Origin of the sequence: Vibrio sp. YT-18, assembly GCF_033337345.1 — a bacterium.
Classification (GTDB): Bacteria; Pseudomonadota; Gammaproteobacteria; order Enterobacterales; family Vibrionaceae; genus Vibrio; species Vibrio alginolyticus.
On the sequence record NZ_JAWOQO010000002.1, the window covers coordinates 440,549 to 454,070 of the forward strand.

Annotated in this window: 23 protein-coding genes; 15 read left to right on the forward strand and 8 right to left on the reverse strand. The window is 41.5% G+C overall.

From position 1 onward, the window contains the following. Nucleotides 1-317: 317 nt before the first annotated feature. Nucleotides 318-953 carry a helix-turn-helix domain-containing protein gene (locus tag R7M72_RS04355; protein ID WP_225491953.1) on the reverse strand — a complete coding sequence of 212 codons (636 nt, stop codon included), beginning with the start codon at nt 951-953 and terminating at the stop codon, nt 318-320. A gap of 292 nt (nt 954-1,245) precedes the next feature. Between R7M72_RS04355 and R7M72_RS04360 the strand changes: the two genes are divergently transcribed. From R7M72_RS04360 to R7M72_RS04410, 11 genes are all read left to right on the forward strand, one after another. Further along, nucleotides 1,246-1,560, forward strand: coding sequence for a hypothetical protein (locus tag R7M72_RS04360; protein WP_170891585.1), 315 nt, complete (start codon nt 1,246-1,248; stop codon nt 1,558-1,560). A gap of 74 nt (nt 1,561-1,634) precedes the next feature. Then, the gene (locus R7M72_RS04365; RefSeq protein ID WP_318056052.1) at nt 1,635-2,594 is read left to right on the forward strand and encodes a hypothetical protein; all 960 of its coding nucleotides are present in this window, start codon (nt 1,635-1,637) and stop codon (nt 2,592-2,594) included. Next, a complete protein-coding gene (locus R7M72_RS04370) occupies nt 2,551-3,024 on the forward strand; it encodes a hypothetical protein (RefSeq protein WP_318056053.1) in 474 nt (157 codons plus the stop codon). The genes R7M72_RS04365 and R7M72_RS04370 overlap by 44 nt, the downstream gene beginning before the upstream one ends. Then, the gene (locus R7M72_RS04375; RefSeq protein WP_258626040.1) at nt 3,021-3,830 is read left to right on the forward strand and encodes a Bro-N domain-containing protein; all 810 of its coding nucleotides are present in this window, start codon (nt 3,021-3,023) and stop codon (nt 3,828-3,830) included. Before R7M72_RS04370 ends, R7M72_RS04375 begins: the two co-directional genes overlap by 4 nt. A 13-nt stretch (nt 3,831-3,843) precedes the next feature. Beyond that, nucleotides 3,844-4,116 carry a hypothetical protein gene (locus tag R7M72_RS04380; protein WP_258650648.1) on the forward strand — a complete coding sequence of 91 codons (273 nt, stop codon included), beginning with the start codon at nt 3,844-3,846 and terminating at the stop codon, nt 4,114-4,116. Nucleotides 4,117-4,192: 76 nt separating this feature from the next. Further along, nucleotides 4,193-4,651 (forward strand): Ref family protein, encoded by a 459-nt coding sequence (locus R7M72_RS04385; protein ID WP_258501044.1) that lies wholly within the window; start codon nt 4,193-4,195, stop codon nt 4,649-4,651. Between the two features lie 69 nt (nt 4,652-4,720). After that, complete coding sequence (locus R7M72_RS04390; protein WP_225491946.1) at nt 4,721-5,017, forward strand: hypothetical protein; 297 nt, start codon at nt 4,721-4,723, stop codon at nt 5,015-5,017. Between the two features lie 242 nt (nt 5,018-5,259). Further along, entirely contained in the window at nt 5,260-5,688 is a 429-nt protein-coding gene (locus tag R7M72_RS04395; RefSeq protein WP_258631011.1) for a hypothetical protein, read from the forward strand. A 104-nt stretch (nt 5,689-5,792) separates the two neighbouring features. Continuing rightward, nucleotides 5,793-6,185: a hypothetical protein gene (locus R7M72_RS04400; protein ID WP_170891577.1), complete on the forward strand. Its 393-nt coding sequence runs from the start codon at nt 5,793-5,795 to the stop codon at nt 6,183-6,185. Between the two features lie 314 nt (nt 6,186-6,499). Continuing rightward, a complete protein-coding gene (locus tag R7M72_RS04405; RefSeq protein WP_225491943.1) occupies nt 6,500-6,784 on the forward strand; it encodes a hypothetical protein in 285 nt (94 codons plus the stop codon). A gap of 4 nt (nt 6,785-6,788) precedes the next feature. After that, complete coding sequence (locus tag R7M72_RS04410; protein WP_020840915.1) at nt 6,789-6,998, forward strand: hypothetical protein; 210 nt, start codon at nt 6,789-6,791, stop codon at nt 6,996-6,998. Between the two features lie 363 nt (nt 6,999-7,361). Here the strand turns inward: R7M72_RS04410 and R7M72_RS04415 are convergent, their stop codons facing one another. The 7 genes from R7M72_RS04415 to R7M72_RS04445 form a co-directional block, all read right to left on the reverse strand. Beyond that, nucleotides 7,362-7,649: a hypothetical protein gene (locus R7M72_RS04415; protein ID WP_258650651.1), complete on the reverse strand. Its 288-nt coding sequence runs from the start codon at nt 7,647-7,649 to the stop codon at nt 7,362-7,364. A 173-nt stretch (nt 7,650-7,822) separates the two neighbouring features. After that, nucleotides 7,823-8,242 (reverse strand): GFA family protein, encoded by a 420-nt coding sequence (locus R7M72_RS04420; RefSeq protein WP_258626045.1) that lies wholly within the window; start codon nt 8,240-8,242, stop codon nt 7,823-7,825. 156 nt (nt 8,243-8,398) lie between these two features. Then, complete coding sequence (locus R7M72_RS04425; protein WP_258626047.1) at nt 8,399-8,932, reverse strand: GNAT family N-acetyltransferase; 534 nt, start codon at nt 8,930-8,932, stop codon at nt 8,399-8,401. After that, nucleotides 8,929-9,198, reverse strand: a complete 270-nt coding sequence (locus R7M72_RS04430; RefSeq protein ID WP_225491940.1) for a DUF1778 domain-containing protein — start codon at nt 9,196-9,198, stop codon at nt 8,929-8,931. The genes R7M72_RS04425 and R7M72_RS04430 overlap by 4 nt, the downstream gene beginning before the upstream one ends. A 229-nt stretch (nt 9,199-9,427) precedes the next feature. Then, a complete protein-coding gene (locus R7M72_RS04435; protein WP_258626048.1) occupies nt 9,428-9,664 on the reverse strand; it encodes a hypothetical protein in 237 nt (78 codons plus the stop codon). Between the two features lie 301 nt (nt 9,665-9,965). Then, nucleotides 9,966-10,469, reverse strand: a complete 504-nt coding sequence (locus tag R7M72_RS04440; protein ID WP_258626052.1) for a DUF4236 domain-containing protein — start codon at nt 10,467-10,469, stop codon at nt 9,966-9,968. A gap of 52 nt (nt 10,470-10,521) precedes the next feature. Continuing rightward, complete coding sequence (locus tag R7M72_RS04445; RefSeq protein WP_258626054.1) at nt 10,522-11,478, reverse strand: hypothetical protein; 957 nt, start codon at nt 11,476-11,478, stop codon at nt 10,522-10,524. 447 nt (nt 11,479-11,925) lie between these two features. Here R7M72_RS04445 and R7M72_RS04450 point away from each other — a divergent pair, with 447 nt between their 5' ends. The 4 genes from R7M72_RS04450 to R7M72_RS04465 all read left to right on the forward strand — a co-directional run bounded on the left by R7M72_RS04450 (nt 11,926) and on the right by R7M72_RS04465 (nt 13,501). Further along, nucleotides 11,926-12,168 carry a type II toxin-antitoxin system Phd/YefM family antitoxin gene (locus R7M72_RS04450; protein ID WP_318056054.1) on the forward strand — a complete coding sequence of 81 codons (243 nt, stop codon included), beginning with the start codon at nt 11,926-11,928 and terminating at the stop codon, nt 12,166-12,168. Nucleotides 12,169-12,180: 12 nt separating this feature from the next. Further along, nucleotides 12,181-12,516 (forward strand): type II toxin-antitoxin system RelE/ParE family toxin, encoded by a 336-nt coding sequence (locus R7M72_RS04455; RefSeq protein WP_258501034.1) that lies wholly within the window; start codon nt 12,181-12,183, stop codon nt 12,514-12,516. A 182-nt stretch (nt 12,517-12,698) separates the two neighbouring features. Continuing rightward, a complete protein-coding gene (locus R7M72_RS04460; protein WP_170891569.1) occupies nt 12,699-13,280 on the forward strand; it encodes a hypothetical protein in 582 nt (193 codons plus the stop codon). A 23-nt stretch (nt 13,281-13,303) separates the two neighbouring features. Further along, nucleotides 13,304-13,501, forward strand: coding sequence for a hypothetical protein (locus tag R7M72_RS04465; RefSeq protein WP_318056055.1), 198 nt, complete (start codon nt 13,304-13,306; stop codon nt 13,499-13,501). Nucleotides 13,502-13,522: the final 21 nt, after the last annotated feature.

The following is a 13,522-nucleotide window of genomic DNA, read 5'->3' on the forward strand; positions in this document are numbered from 1 at the left end:
CTCACTTATCTTTTGTGATACTATGACTGCGTTGTAGCGGTTTGGTCGCCGCTTCAGCACGGTCATACCATTAAATGGTCTGGTCATACCTTGTGAATAAAGCCGCTCAGAAATGGGCGGTTTTATTTTTGCCTCAATGTTTCCGTTCGATGCCAATATTATCTAATCGATGAAAAATTTGGAAGTGATTGAGAACATGGAAAACTGAAATCATTGTTTTCGTTTCTTATAAGATGAGATTTTAGGTAAAAAAAACCCTCGCATAGCGAGGGGAGTCTTTCTAAAAGCTGATTTTTGGTGATATCTATCACTAAAAATTAGAATATCGCATACGCAGCGAATGTGCCAATTAATTTCTGACCAGTAATTTCCACGAGGCGTAACTCAATTGGCAACTCTTCATTCACGGACTTTAAAAACTGCCTACCATGAGCTGACTGGTACTCCATGATCTCTACGTTGTTACCCGTATTAGCGACAACAAGCTGGCCTGATACTGGGGTTTTCTCAGTGTCAAAGTAAAAGTACCCACCAGCAGGGTAGTTTTTGATTTGGTCGTTCACTTTTATCACGAATTGACTTTTGGAGTTTCCACTTGGGCATGGAAATCTTTGAGTGTATTCCGGAACACCCGTTTTTAGAAACTCTTCAGGTTCTACATCCACGAACGAATTCAAAGTAACTAATGGTGCACCTAGTTCGATACGTGAAAGCTCTTTGTATTCATCAGCTGTTGGTGAGCCTTCACCAGTCGCTAACCACTCAAGACGGCAATCAAGGGCATCTGCTAGCCTGATTGCAGAATCAAGCATGATACTTTTTTCTGGATTCAATTTGATGTTGGTTAATACCGCCCGACTGACACCTGATTTCTTTGCCAAGTCGATGCTTTTGGTTATGTTCAAATCCCTTTTTCTCTGCTCGATGTTTCGAGCAAGCACGGACAAAGACATAATGCCCCCTGTTTGTTATATGAGTGTTTCGCTTGTATATGCATGTGAAATTCACACACCAAGTATAAACCAATTCTTTTTTTTGGTCGATTATTGGTCTGTATTTTTTTATTTGACAACCAATGAGTTTTCGATCAATGATATTTATCATCGAATGTTGAACGACACTCAACGGTAGATAACCTAAAAGTGTGTTTTGGTGAGCGTGGGAGCTATTCCCTATCAGCCACCCACTTGTGGCGCTAATAGCTCAGTGTCGCCACGCTCAACCAAAGCACATTGAGAGGTAATCATGAACATTCCTGAAAATCGCTTTTTCGTTCTAAACAACATGGCCGTCGTTCCAACGATGATTTTTAAGCGTGGTTTGACGCTTGAAGAGTTAGGAGCTTACTGCGTTTTGAGCGCGACAAGTTTCAACTGGTGGAAAGAGGTCGATGAACTCAGCAATGCATTGGGAGTGCCAGTCGAGAAACTTGAATCACTCAGACAAGCGTTAGTTGAAAAGTGTGGTTTGACCGAACCTAAAGACGATTACGACGAAGAAGAACAGGCTGAACGCGCAAGTTCTATCTACAAAGACATTCAAACAAATAGTGAATTTTAAGTAAAAAAAACCGCCGTGTAAGACGGCGGCCGTTAAGTCTGCACAAAATGTTAGTGCTGTAACGAGGTAATTATATGGCACAACCTAATAAGAACGCAACGATCAAGCGTAAACGTACGAGCCACAACTTCACAATGATTTGCAACGAGGTTTATGCAGACCATTGTTTGAGTTTTCAAGCTATGGGATTGCTTAGTTACTTGTTGTCAAAACCTGATGATTGGGAAGTTAAAGTGTCCCACTTAGAGAAAGTAACCACAGGAACCGCTAAGAGAACGGGGCGTGATGGTGTCTACGTAATATTAAAAGAACTTATTGAGCGTGGTTTTTGTCTTCGCCACAAAGAGGCTGATGGTTCAACTTGGTACGAAGTGAGTGACTATCCAAAAAGCCTAATCCGTGAAAGCCGTATTACGGAAAAGCCAGATCCGGCTAATACGACACTACTAAATACTGATCTTAAACTAAATACTGATCTAAATACTTCGTCCGAATCTGACGATTCAGACCAATTGCTTTCTGATGCGTTTGAAATTTTCTGGACTGCCGGAATGAGAAAGGTAGGGAAGATTCAAGCATTCAAAGAATTTAAACGAGCTATCAAGCGCCTAAAGGCTGAACCTTACGAGTTTGCACGAATGCTCGCTGAAGACGTAAAACGACGCAATGCAGCGCGGCAGCAAGGTTTTGATCGCTTACATCCAGAACGTTACATCAAATACGAACGCTGGACAGATGAATTGCTCAACGATACGAATCTAAGAGGTATCGACAATGGACAGAAACTTGAAATCAATGGAATCGGTTATGGCGAGAATGCCGATCAGTCAATCTTCCCTGAATGGTTACGGATTTACCCAAACCAATCACCAGCAATCAAATTTGCACGAGTACAACAGCAGCGCCAATGGCTTGAATCCCAAATTAATAGCCCTATGGGACACGCTGACGGAAATGTATGGCAAAAAATGGGTAACGATGAATGGCGCGGTGATTACTACGGCATGGGGAAACTTCCTTTCGACCCTGCATGACTTGCAACTTAACCGGATACTAGCGATCTGCTTTGACCGACTATCCAACGGCAACCGCTTCCCTCCATCGCTTGGTGAGCTGATGACTCAGATTAACCAACGAACCGAAGCGGAATACCGCGAAGCCTATGACAGATTTTTGAATCGTGCACCAATGGGGAGAGCCGAGAAATGGGTAGCACAAAATTGCGATTGGGATTTGAAACGTGCAAGAGCTGGTGGAGAGTTAGAACTTTTCATCAAGTATCTACGGGACGCAGACGCCAAAGAACGAGCTGGGCGTCTGAGACTTGCAGAGGAAGAGCTAAAAGCGCTACCAGTACACAGTCGAGTTTCTTTAATTGATAAGGTTCGAGAAGAGTATCGACGTTCAGGAGAACGACACGAGTTTTCTAACCGAATTGACCAACTAAGGGCAATGAAACGATGAACATAACCAAATTCAACAAACCTATTTTTGGGGATCTGACCGTCATCATTGATATGGATAACGACCCTTGGTTTATCGGGAACGAGGTCGGCGCAATGCTTGGCCTTGTGAACGCTCGTGATGCGGTTAATCGGTATGTTTCAGAACAAGACAAGAAGCCGCTAAAGCAGTTAATGGCCAAATTCCCACCGTCGAGCTGCTCGACGTTAGAGTTAAATCAACGACTTACGGTCATAAACGAGGCTGGTATGTATGATTTGATTCTTTCCAGCCAAGCACCAAAAGGTAAGCCGTTCCAGCGTTGGCTCACCCACGAAGTGTTACCAAACATTCGAAAGCATGGTTCATATTCATTGACTGAACAGCCTCAAACAAGCGCGGAATGGTTACTTGAGCAAGCAAAGGCTCTAGTAGAACAGGAGAAGCAGACCAAACAGGCCATTGAGACGGCCAACGACGCTCATAGACGGATTGACGAGTTAGAACGCAATTTTATTCCGGCTGGATATGCGATTGTTTCCGGTTTGGGTATTCACTACGGGTTATCCAATCAAAAGGCTAAAGAGCTAGTGGAAGCTTATGATGTTCCAACTAGACCAATCACAGTGAACAGCGGGACGTTCCCCATTGTTACTAAAATGGTGCGCATTGAAGACTTTAAAGCCGCGCTCAAGAAAGAAATTCAACTTCTCTCACTATCAGATACCGGCTTGTGGTTCGCAGGCGGACAGATAGGGCGATTTGCGGCCAAAGGGCGAGTTTTAGAACTATTCAAAAAATACCAAGAGACATTAGCAGTTATTTAGGGGAACGCATCAGATGAGTAATCCGAACCAAGTATTAACCTACTATCTGATCACTTATCACTACTACGAAAAAGGTGTGTTTACGAAAGCTGGCTATCAGCAAGTCGCTTTAAACCAGAGAATGAAGCCTTACTCAACTAAGAAAATAATGGCCGCGATAGCCGATCACTTAGGAGTTGACGCAGATACGTTACTGCCTATCAACATTCAGGAGCTTGGTTCCTATCCAAGAGCCATGATTGAAGATCTAAAAGAACAAGCCGAGGCGTTAACAGTGACGATTTAGAGTATCGCTTTTGAGTTAGAGCGTTGCATTCAGTGAATGCAGCGCTTTTTTGTGCCTAGAAAACAGGAGAAGAGCAATGAAAGGTCGCAAACCAACAAAGGCAGAACAGATCTATGGACAGGCCGTGATTCAACGTTGTGGCTGTATAGCTTGCGATAAGCTTGGTCACCCGAATGATTGGCCTGAACCGTTGGAATACGTTGAGTTTCATCATTCGAGTGAGAAAGGTGCGGTTAAGCCACTAGCTCACTTTTTTGGTTATGGCCTTTGTCCCGTTCACCATCGAGGCGCAACTGGCTGTAACCCGATACCAGAAGGCGAACCAGTACGACACGATCCGCTAGGTAGTCGCAAGCAATTATTCTTCAACAAGGTTGGTACAGACTTAGAACTGGTGGAATATGCTTGGTCTAAATTGCCATTAGAAGCGCTCGATCAGATTGGAGAGCTTACGGGAATATGGAGCTTTGAAGAGTTGGTGCGAGAAGATACGAAGAAACGTAACATTCTTGAAAACATAAATTCCAATATTTAGGTTTGTTTGTGTAATTATCGAACGAATACAATTATTTTTGTTCAATGAATGTTGCGAGATGTGATTCACATGACCAAAAACAAAATTTCACCGAGAGATGAAATTGCGGCTATAGGATTTAACGCAGCTATTCGTCTCCTTTCTATCCATAGACATTGCTCAGAGCAAGATGCCGTTGAGTACCTAGCGTTTGAGCTAGACCGCGCAATTCCACAAATTGAGCATTACCGACTAGTAGGATTAAGTATTCACTTAGTTCCTAAAGTCATCGAGATAATGCGACAAAACAAAATCCCATTTGGTCGCCACCAGCTAGCGCCAACAAAAGAGATTGTTGCTATGGCACAATGGCGTAACACAAAATGACGCAAGGTATTACCAGACAAAACACAGGGGAAAATAGGCTTGATTGTTGTTTTGTTTGGATTCGTGATCTTCTCTGTTGGTCACGCTCTTTTTATGATTTCGGTGTTGTCGTTCTATGATTCTATGAATCAAAAGTTAACAAACAAAGCATCGGCCATGATTTTTTTAATTGGAACGCTGCTTATGACAAGCGGCTTTCTTCTTAGCCCTTTGTGGCTAATTCAACAAATAGGTATGAACCAATGACCGACCAAGAAATGCTAAACAGCAAAACACGACCAGAATTAATGAATTTTCTTGAAGAGTTCGTGAAAGGAGAGGGCTTTAAGATTGCTTTAACCGTTAATCCAGAGATTCAGGATGATGAACGAGTAGGTTTAGATATTAAACACGAGCAGTTTCCTACGATTAACAATAACCTCGCTGATTACATCGGCTCAGAGTTGAACGAAGCGATAAAAGAGATCATTTCTCAAATTCTTCCAAAGGTAACGGCTATTGCTCTTGCAAAGATGGCAGGTGTGGATTTGAGTAGCGTGAAACTTACAGAGTGTGATTGTGAAGATTGCCAATGCAAGGATTCTGAACACCACAATGAAAGCGACGAATCAAAAGACGACAGAGCAGAAAAGATCCGAATTACTTCAAGCCCGTCAAATCGTATTCACTGAAGCGAAACGCTTAAACCTTGATGAGTTTATGATCCGGCTAGCCAAGCTAGTCGGTTCGTACAAGTCTGTCACTATCTACGAGAACAACGAGGAAATATCCAGCTATGACACGCGAGATTGTACTGTCAACGCAAGAACAGCTACTAGCAGAGGGGATTCTTTCGAAATCAAGAGCACTACTGAAACAGATGGAAGCCAACACGTTGCAACCTGTTAGCGTTAGTGAGCTTTGTTCCTTAGCAGCGGCTAAAGCCTTGGCTCTTCTACATGACCATGAGGATGTATCGAGCATCGTTATGGAAAACATTTCTTTTGGTATCGCTAACTCGAATTACTACTTACTCCGAACCAAGCAACAAGAAAACCAAATCAAAGAACTACAAGAAGAAGTAGCCCGACTCAGTAAGTTGCTTGAAGAGTCCGACCAGATAACTGTTATGGACGCAGTTGCACCGGAAGGAGCCAAATTAGGCGAAGCTAATAAACAAGGCTGCTAAGGAGAAAGTAGTGAATACCATTGACGCAGCGACCATTGTTTCCAAGACGTACTTGGTTTTCATGATCCAGAATTTGCAAGTGCTTACGTCCAACTAGCCTACAGCGACCAATCGGAACTTGACGCCCTATGGTTTGACTTAAATTGCGACTCAATGAAAACCATTCTGATGTATCCAGATTGCCCTAAATTCTCGGAAGCTTGCGAATACGTTATGGAGCTTGGTTGCGACCTTCGTAGTGATTTTCGTGCGGATTTTACTGTGTTCTTTAACGAGACTATATTCTGAATATATCGAAGAAGAGGCAAAAACCGATGAGCGTGAGCGAGATTAAGCAATTAGAGCGCGATTTAGGTGCCGTGATCGGTTATTTGAGTGCGCCTAAGTTAAGCGCGGTTCAGTTGGTTATTCGCAAGGAAGAGGCAATCAAGCGCCTTACCCGAATGCTAGACGAAGCAAAGTTTCTAAAGCAGCAAAAAAAATGCATGGTGTTGCATGAGCTATTTGCTGAATTTGAGGGGCGTTCGGCCAGCTCCTTAACGATAGATAAGCTGGTGGACGTTATTAAAGAGTGTAATGAGCATCTAAAGACGGTGTGAGCTTATGGGATACGATCTAGCGGAGTATTTAAAGCAGTTTGGTTTAACAGTTGCCGACCTTGAGGACGAGTCAGGGCGAGGCCGTAATACGCTTTACACTTGGTACAAAAAAGATAAGCAGATTCTTATGTGCATCATTCGATCACGGCTTTCTAGCAAGCTGCAAGTCATTGCCAAAGATATCGAAAACAAACTTTCCATGTTGGAACGATAGTGATATCGGTCACCGAGGTTGATCATACAGTAAAAACCATGTTTATTGGCATGTGAGCAAGTGACAATATGAGTATGTAAAGCGTACATACTGTGTGTATTGAGGTGTACGCTGTTTTATCCCTGTAGACTTAGTAAGGCGATGGCCTCACTACGTGAAAGCATCAATACTGGACATCAGCGATGTGAAATTTGAATCGACGTTCTACCACAGCCTTCAAATAATATAACGGCGCGTGAAGGGAGGAGCAACGCAATACAAAAGCTATCGCACAGTGACCTAATTGAACACTGAACTCAGCGCAAACCGAAAATGCCACGCGTGCCAAATCCTTCTTAAACGCTTTGCATGGTTGTATTCAAGTTAGCTAACGAACTTATAAAACCTTTCAAGAATGTAAGCTCTTAACTCTTGCTCACGATCTGGAAAAGCTCCTCGGGCAAGGTAAAACTTGTTTGTATTGGAGAGCTGATCATACACCGCTTCATCAATATTAAGAGCATTACCTATACGACCAAACAAAGCCGACATAGCACAGTCCATAGATGTTTTTGAGAAAGAATCATTCGATGTCAGAAATTTTTCTAATGCACCTAAGTCATCGGATTCATGTAGGTAATTCCCAGCCAATGATAAATCTACTTCTTTCATATCACGTCCTTTTTAATGAAAACCTGTTGCTTTTTCTTGGCAAAAAAAGCACAGCGTCTTGTAGGGTGATGAGCAACGCAACCACAAAATTCAACCATACTACTATAAACACGAAACCTAAAGACAGAATGAAAAATGCCAAGCGTTGGGAGTCATTATTAAACAGTTTGTGTTTAGATCTTAGCTTGGTCAGGGAGCTTTTCATAGCTAAGTACATTGTGTAAATTCATAGACCAACTAGCGCAACTACTCACGAAAATTTTTGCCGTAGGCGTAATTGGAATAGGACTATCGAGGCTGCCAGCTGGAACCACTACGCTGTTAATACTATCGGCGAACGTAGGGAGCGCTGACCCGCATTTTTGACAAAAACTTTTTACATGCAATGATTTCGGGTACTTATAAGTACTAACATCATCTTCACCCTGCAACCAAGTTAAAGTACTAGATTTAGCAAACAAATTTGCAGCATGTGCTGAGCCGGAACCTTTTTGGCAGCGAGTACAGTAACACAAGAAGAAAGACTGGAAATCACCTAAAATCTCATATTTTACGCAACCACAAAGGCATGAGCCTCGATGTTTATTAGTCATGAAAGCCTCCTTCTTTCGAGTACACATAACTCTCTGCTAAGTGGTGAGCAACGCTACCATGAAAATTCAACCAGACCACAGCAAGCACAAAACCCAACGCGAAGCTGAAAACGCTAAGCGTTGGGAGTCACTCTTAAATGCTGTTATATTCGTAGCCTATTGATTAAAAAGCGGTTCTACCGTTTTCATTGGTAAAAACATACGAATACGCCCATTATGTTCACACAATACTTCAAAGCCGAACTTCGTATAGAACGCTTGAGCAGAGTCTGTCAGACAGTCCACAACAATTGCGTATGCCCTCATGTGATGATTCACTTCCCACAAGTACTTCAGTGCACGAATTAGACTAACCTTTCCGAGTCCAGAGCCATGAAACTCTTTGTGCACAGCTAATTGAGCCAAAAGAAAAACAGGGATTGGATATCTAGGAAGTTTTTTGGCTAGTTGTGCCGGTAATGTTTCTCGGCTGATTGAACTCGGTGCAACACTATAAAATGCGCAAATAGCGAATTTTTGATTTAACAGTGGTTGAGCACTAGGTAAAACCATTGTTCGACTAATGCCTGCTTGCATATGCTTTGCAGCTTGAGTTTTGATAAATGTGTTCAGCTCTTGCTCACCACAGTCAAATGAGTTGCGGTCATGCTTTGATTTACTAAGTTCGACGAACTCTTTACCCCAACTCACTTAATGCCACTCTCATCTGTAAATTTGGCAGCTTCAAGCAAAGCTTGATTCGGTGCTTTTGCTTTATTACACGCGGCCATAAACTCGTCAAAGACACTGCCTTTAACCATAATACTTTCATGCTCCTCAATAACATGAGTCGCATCTTCGTCCATAAGTCTCACAACATATTCAGTGAGACTTTTTAAACCAAGTAAAGCCGATGCTTTTTCGGCTTTTGCCTTGATCTCTTCATCAAGGCGGATATCTAAACGTGCTGTTGCCATAACCCCTCCTACGTACGGGCGTATTCCGTACCCTGAGAGATTATAGTGCAAACTTAAAGCACATTCAATTTGTACGGAAAGTTTACGGAGTGAGAGAGAATATAACGCCGTATTAAGGTGAGCAACGCAATACCGAAGCTCCCGCATACCACCTTAAACACTAAACGCAACGCATAGTAAAAATGCCATGCGTTGCGAATCACTCTTAAATGTTTGTTAGCTTTATTAATTACACCTTGGGTTTCAGACTAAGTAATACCTTAAGATCCGGAGTCATCTTTCTGACCATGCTTTGCCATGTTTGGTAAAAATCACCGACATCACCAGTCGGTTTCCCCGAGTAGGATTTAGCATTACTGATTGCGTCGATTAGACTTCCAACAATGTTCGCTGCATTTTTGTGCTTTAGATATAATAGCTCTGACATGCAATGGCGTAAGTCGTTAATTCTTGGTTCATTTATCATGACAATCTCTTCATTTGGACCTTCATTCATGAAGTCAATGTCATGAACAACTCGCTTAACCTCTGTCCTAATATCCTCAAATTTTACAAACCGTGAAACTATTAGTCCTGCGTAAATTCCAGAAACTACGCTTAAAATCAAATTTAATATGCAATCTAACACAGTGCTGTTTTCCACCTTTAAAGCTAACGTCCTGTTAAGGTGAGCAACGAAATACCGAAGTTCCCGTATACCACCTTAAACACTAAAACCAACGCATGATAGAAATGCCACGCGTTGCGAATCCGTCTTAAAATGTTTGTTATGGCTCAGGACTTGAAAGGTACTCTGCAGCAACCCAACCTTTAACCCCATTACATTTAATAAACACCCAACTACCACTTGTTTGAATAACCTCAACCTTGTCCCCAGCAACCACTTGATTGACTACCTTTGAGTTCGTCGTTGGTTCGGCTCTTACACGTAAACTTTTAACTTCAACCGTACTAAACGAGGTGACTGATTCAGGAGGAGAACCAAAAAAGTTGGCTACTAATAAGAAAGCTACAATGGTTAGCAACGTTTTACCTAGCAAGGAACTACCTTTACCAGTGTTTGACGAGACTTCCTTCGGATTACCGCTACCCGTTAAATTCTGACTATATGAAAGGCCGGAACCGGGAATTCCTACCGTTGCTTTCACCCCCTTTTTGCCAATATTTACCGTAGCACCTGGCTTTCCGATTGAGGTGCTAACACCACTTTTACTAACGTTAACATGAAGTCCTGGTGCAATCTTTATACGTTTTCGAAATTTGAATCCCATAATTCCCTCTAGACAGCCAAACGTTGAATATAGTGTGAGCCATAACACCTTGTTAAGCGCTAGTTTTTTTTGCCGTTCTATATCTATAGATTTCTTGGTTGCGTAAAATCCGAGCGATACAATCCTGAAATCCCATCATAAGGTGGTAAGCGTTGTGATTATGGTACTGTATAGTTTTTTTATGATTTGCATATTTAACAAGGAAACCTACAAATGTAGGATACTCAGCACCAATTTGGTTGAATGACTCATCATGCATTAGTGAATGTTTGAAACCATTGAACAGATCATTTGAGATTTCTAGGAAATTTGTTGTGTCCTGTTCATATTCTTCATTACCCATAATGATGTCCTTAACGGGTGTGCTCTTTGTTTTCGGTGAAAGCACTGAACCAATGGATTCATGACTAAGGGTTTTAGTTTTTTCAAATGATGAAATATTCACCAGAAGATCTGTCAGTTGCACTAATGAGTCCAATACCCTTCGCATGATAAAGATAATTGATTCCATCTCAGTCTTAAACTCATGTATCGTTGAAGGGTTAAATGTTGCTGTCCCCTTAGCTGGTGAAAAAACAGTATTATTCCCGCCGCCTTGTAATATTAGTCGATGCATTTCTACACACCGCTGGAATTTTTTGTTAATAATAATTAGAGATTGATGAATTCTCATGCCAACTAAATCAGTGTTACATAGTTGAGGTATATTTGGGTATTTCATGAAATCATACACGTTGGGCTCGACATATTGGAACGTGTCCATTTTTCGTCCAGCATCATAATTAATTTTTTCTACCGTAGGTCGCCAAAAATCATCTTTGACTATTTTCCACTCATCATTTTCAAACATAGGAATTTCATCAGCATTGCACTGTTCCAATGGTGGTTTCTTAACAGTTGAACCTGCTGGTATTCCATACCCTTTCTTGGCATTTTCTTCATTTATATCATTTTTCTCCTCTGTACCGAGGTAGAACTTATAATACTGTTCATAATGATAAAGTTGCATTCTAACTCCTATGTGAAGCGCTAACGCTTTCTATCTAGACTTTATCTGCCTTCCATACTCATATCATGCAATTTTTCCAATTATTGTTCAATTGATAGTCAATAGGCTAATGAGAGATGATAGATATCAGATTGCAAACTGACGGATAGTTTAAAAAGTTTACTTCGACTACCTTGGATAACTGTAGGTAAGGGAAGCTTTTATCCAAATGAAGTTAATTAGCATCAGTGATAACCAGTAATAGGGTAAAAATGAGTGTGCAGTTCCTATTGCAAAAGCTATTTCAATTAGCCGTTTTTTATGGTTAATAAGCATAAAAGCACTTCATCGATCAATCCGAGTTGGGTCAGGCTAAATTTGGTTTGAATTTGGACTAATTTCTGTTTTGGTGTATAGTTAGTAACGCAAACAAATGCTTTTCAAACAACGATGCAAGGAATATCCGCAATGCGTACTGAGACGGTAAGCTACTTAAAGAAAAATGCAGCCGATCTCCCACTGGATGAAGCGATGACGATCACACAAAACGGTAAGCCGATTTATGTGGTGGAATCATACGAAGAACGACTAAAGCGCGATCAAGCAGTAGCCTTGATGAAGCTTGTTACAATCAGTAGCAAGGACGTAGCCCAAGGTCGCACAATGTCATCGCGTTCGTTTAAGGAGAGATTGGCCGCCAAGAAATCATAAGGTGATCATAAGGTGGCCAATGTTGTTTATACGGAAACGTTCGCTAATACAGCAGAAGAACGTATTGACTACTACTCACAATGGAATGATGTCACAAGCGTAGTTGAGAGAATTGAAACTTTGATTGAGACGTTCGAGCAGAACGTTGAGAGCAATCCGGCTATATATCCGGCTTGTTATGAGCTAACTGAGCTTGGCGTGTATCACTTTCGTCAGTTTAGTTTTGATGGGTTCAAACTTATCTATCAATACGACGATGTGACAGATACGGTTTACGCCATGGTTTTGATTAGTGATAAGCAAGATTTGCAGAAAACCCTAGTGGATTACTGTATCCGGTTCTTATAAAACTGATTATTAAAAGCCGCCTTTGAGGCGGCTTTTTTCTGCCTAATGGTCGTTATAGCGGCCTTATTCATCGTTTCCAAAAACACTGTTTTCGTTCGTGTTCGTCCGTTTACAATCAAGAATGTCGAGGTTATATTTTACATGCAAACAAAATTGCGTCTTTCGACACGAGGATGACCAAAATGACCAGCTTAAGAGAAAAACAAATCAAACTTGCTACTGCTGCTATTGCTGATCTTAAAGAGCTGGTGGCGCAAGCAGGCAAGCTACAAATGAACCTTTCTATATCTGGCGTTGAGGCAACTGCAAAGGCCGTTTGTGACTTCTACAACGAGGCGTCACCAATCCAACAAGATTGCTTAAATATTGCATACTGCTGGTGTGGTTCTTGGGGCTCAGAAAACGAAGCGCGTGAAGCATTGGAAACCGTTAAGGGTAATGCAATCAAAGCTCTTGCTTGGAAGCAAAACCGTCTAGAGGTGTTTGAGTGTGAGCATCCAGAATGCCGCCAATGCATTACTATCTATGAAGTGGTGCGCGTTTCTACTAAGCGAGGTGAACCGCTATCAACGCACACTAATTACTTCTCTAGCAAAGAAAGAGTGAAAGCGTTCCTAAACAAGAAATACGACTTCTACGCACCAGATATGGAAGAGAACAGCAAATTCAAATGCATTGAACGCTCAGACTACTCTTTGCAGTTTTACCAAGAAGATCAGGAATATCTAATTGAGTTCTGCATGAACCATGTAGATGTAGAGTAATTGTTTGTTCGGGAGGTATTAACATGAGCACTGAAGTGATGAGTCGAGAAACGTTCAATTACATCTTAATAGCCGTGGAATACTTTGCCATTCTTCTGATGGGTATATTTATTGTTCGTAAACGAAAAATGCTTAAGGGTGAAAAATCTATTCTCGAACGAATGTCTAAATTAAAAAAGCCAGCTTTAATGCTGGTTTTTTTGTTATTATTCGTATTATAAGGTTTACATATGAAAAATAGA

What these genes read in the sequence shown, in the direction of transcription:
- R7M72_RS04400 (WP_170891577.1), top strand. Translation starts at nt 5,793, where the DNA reads ATGACACGCGAGATTGTACTGTCAACGCAAGAACAGCTACTAGCAGAG.
- R7M72_RS04395 (WP_258631011.1), top strand. Translation starts at nt 5,260, where the DNA reads ATGACCGACCAAGAAATGCTAAACAGCAAAACACGACCAGAATTAATG.
- R7M72_RS04430 (WP_225491940.1), bottom strand. Translation starts at nt 9,198, where the DNA reads ATGGCAACAGCACGTTTAGATATCCGCCTTGATGAAGAGATCAAGGCA.
- R7M72_RS04415 (WP_258650651.1), bottom strand. Translation starts at nt 7,649, where the DNA reads ATGAAAGAAGTAGATTTATCATTGGCTGGGAATTACCTACATGAATCC.
- R7M72_RS04465 (WP_318056055.1), top strand. Translation starts at nt 13,304, where the DNA reads ATGAGCACTGAAGTGATGAGTCGAGAAACGTTCAATTACATCTTAATA.
- R7M72_RS04445 (WP_258626054.1), bottom strand. Translation starts at nt 11,478, where the DNA reads ATGCAACTTTATCATTATGAACAGTATTATAAGTTCTACCTCGGTACA.
- R7M72_RS04375 (WP_258626040.1), top strand. Translation starts at nt 3,021, where the DNA reads ATGAACATAACCAAATTCAACAAACCTATTTTTGGGGATCTGACCGTC.
- R7M72_RS04355 (WP_225491953.1), bottom strand. Translation starts at nt 953, where the DNA reads ATGTCTTTGTCCGTGCTTGCTCGAAACATCGAGCAGAGAAAAAGGGAT.
- R7M72_RS04420 (WP_258626045.1), bottom strand. Translation starts at nt 8,242, where the DNA reads ATGACTAATAAACATCGAGGCTCATGCCTTTGTGGTTGCGTAAAATAT.
- R7M72_RS04380 (WP_258650648.1), top strand. Translation starts at nt 3,844, where the DNA reads ATGAGTAATCCGAACCAAGTATTAACCTACTATCTGATCACTTATCAC.
- R7M72_RS04390 (WP_225491946.1), top strand. Translation starts at nt 4,721, where the DNA reads ATGACCAAAAACAAAATTTCACCGAGAGATGAAATTGCGGCTATAGGA.
- R7M72_RS04440 (WP_258626052.1), bottom strand. Translation starts at nt 10,469, where the DNA reads ATGGGATTCAAATTTCGAAAACGTATAAAGATTGCACCAGGACTTCAT.
- R7M72_RS04405 (WP_225491943.1), top strand. Translation starts at nt 6,500, where the DNA reads ATGAGCGTGAGCGAGATTAAGCAATTAGAGCGCGATTTAGGTGCCGTG.
- R7M72_RS04365 (WP_318056052.1), top strand. Translation starts at nt 1,635, where the DNA reads ATGGCACAACCTAATAAGAACGCAACGATCAAGCGTAAACGTACGAGC.
- R7M72_RS04385 (WP_258501044.1), top strand. Translation starts at nt 4,193, where the DNA reads ATGAAAGGTCGCAAACCAACAAAGGCAGAACAGATCTATGGACAGGCC.
- R7M72_RS04435 (WP_258626048.1), bottom strand. Translation starts at nt 9,664, where the DNA reads ATGATAAATGAACCAAGAATTAACGACTTACGCCATTGCATGTCAGAG.
- R7M72_RS04450 (WP_318056054.1), top strand. Translation starts at nt 11,926, where the DNA reads ATGCGTACTGAGACGGTAAGCTACTTAAAGAAAAATGCAGCCGATCTC.
- R7M72_RS04460 (WP_170891569.1), top strand. Translation starts at nt 12,699, where the DNA reads ATGACCAGCTTAAGAGAAAAACAAATCAAACTTGCTACTGCTGCTATT.
- R7M72_RS04360 (WP_170891585.1), top strand. Translation starts at nt 1,246, where the DNA reads ATGAACATTCCTGAAAATCGCTTTTTCGTTCTAAACAACATGGCCGTC.
- R7M72_RS04410 (WP_020840915.1), top strand. Translation starts at nt 6,789, where the DNA reads ATGGGATACGATCTAGCGGAGTATTTAAAGCAGTTTGGTTTAACAGTT.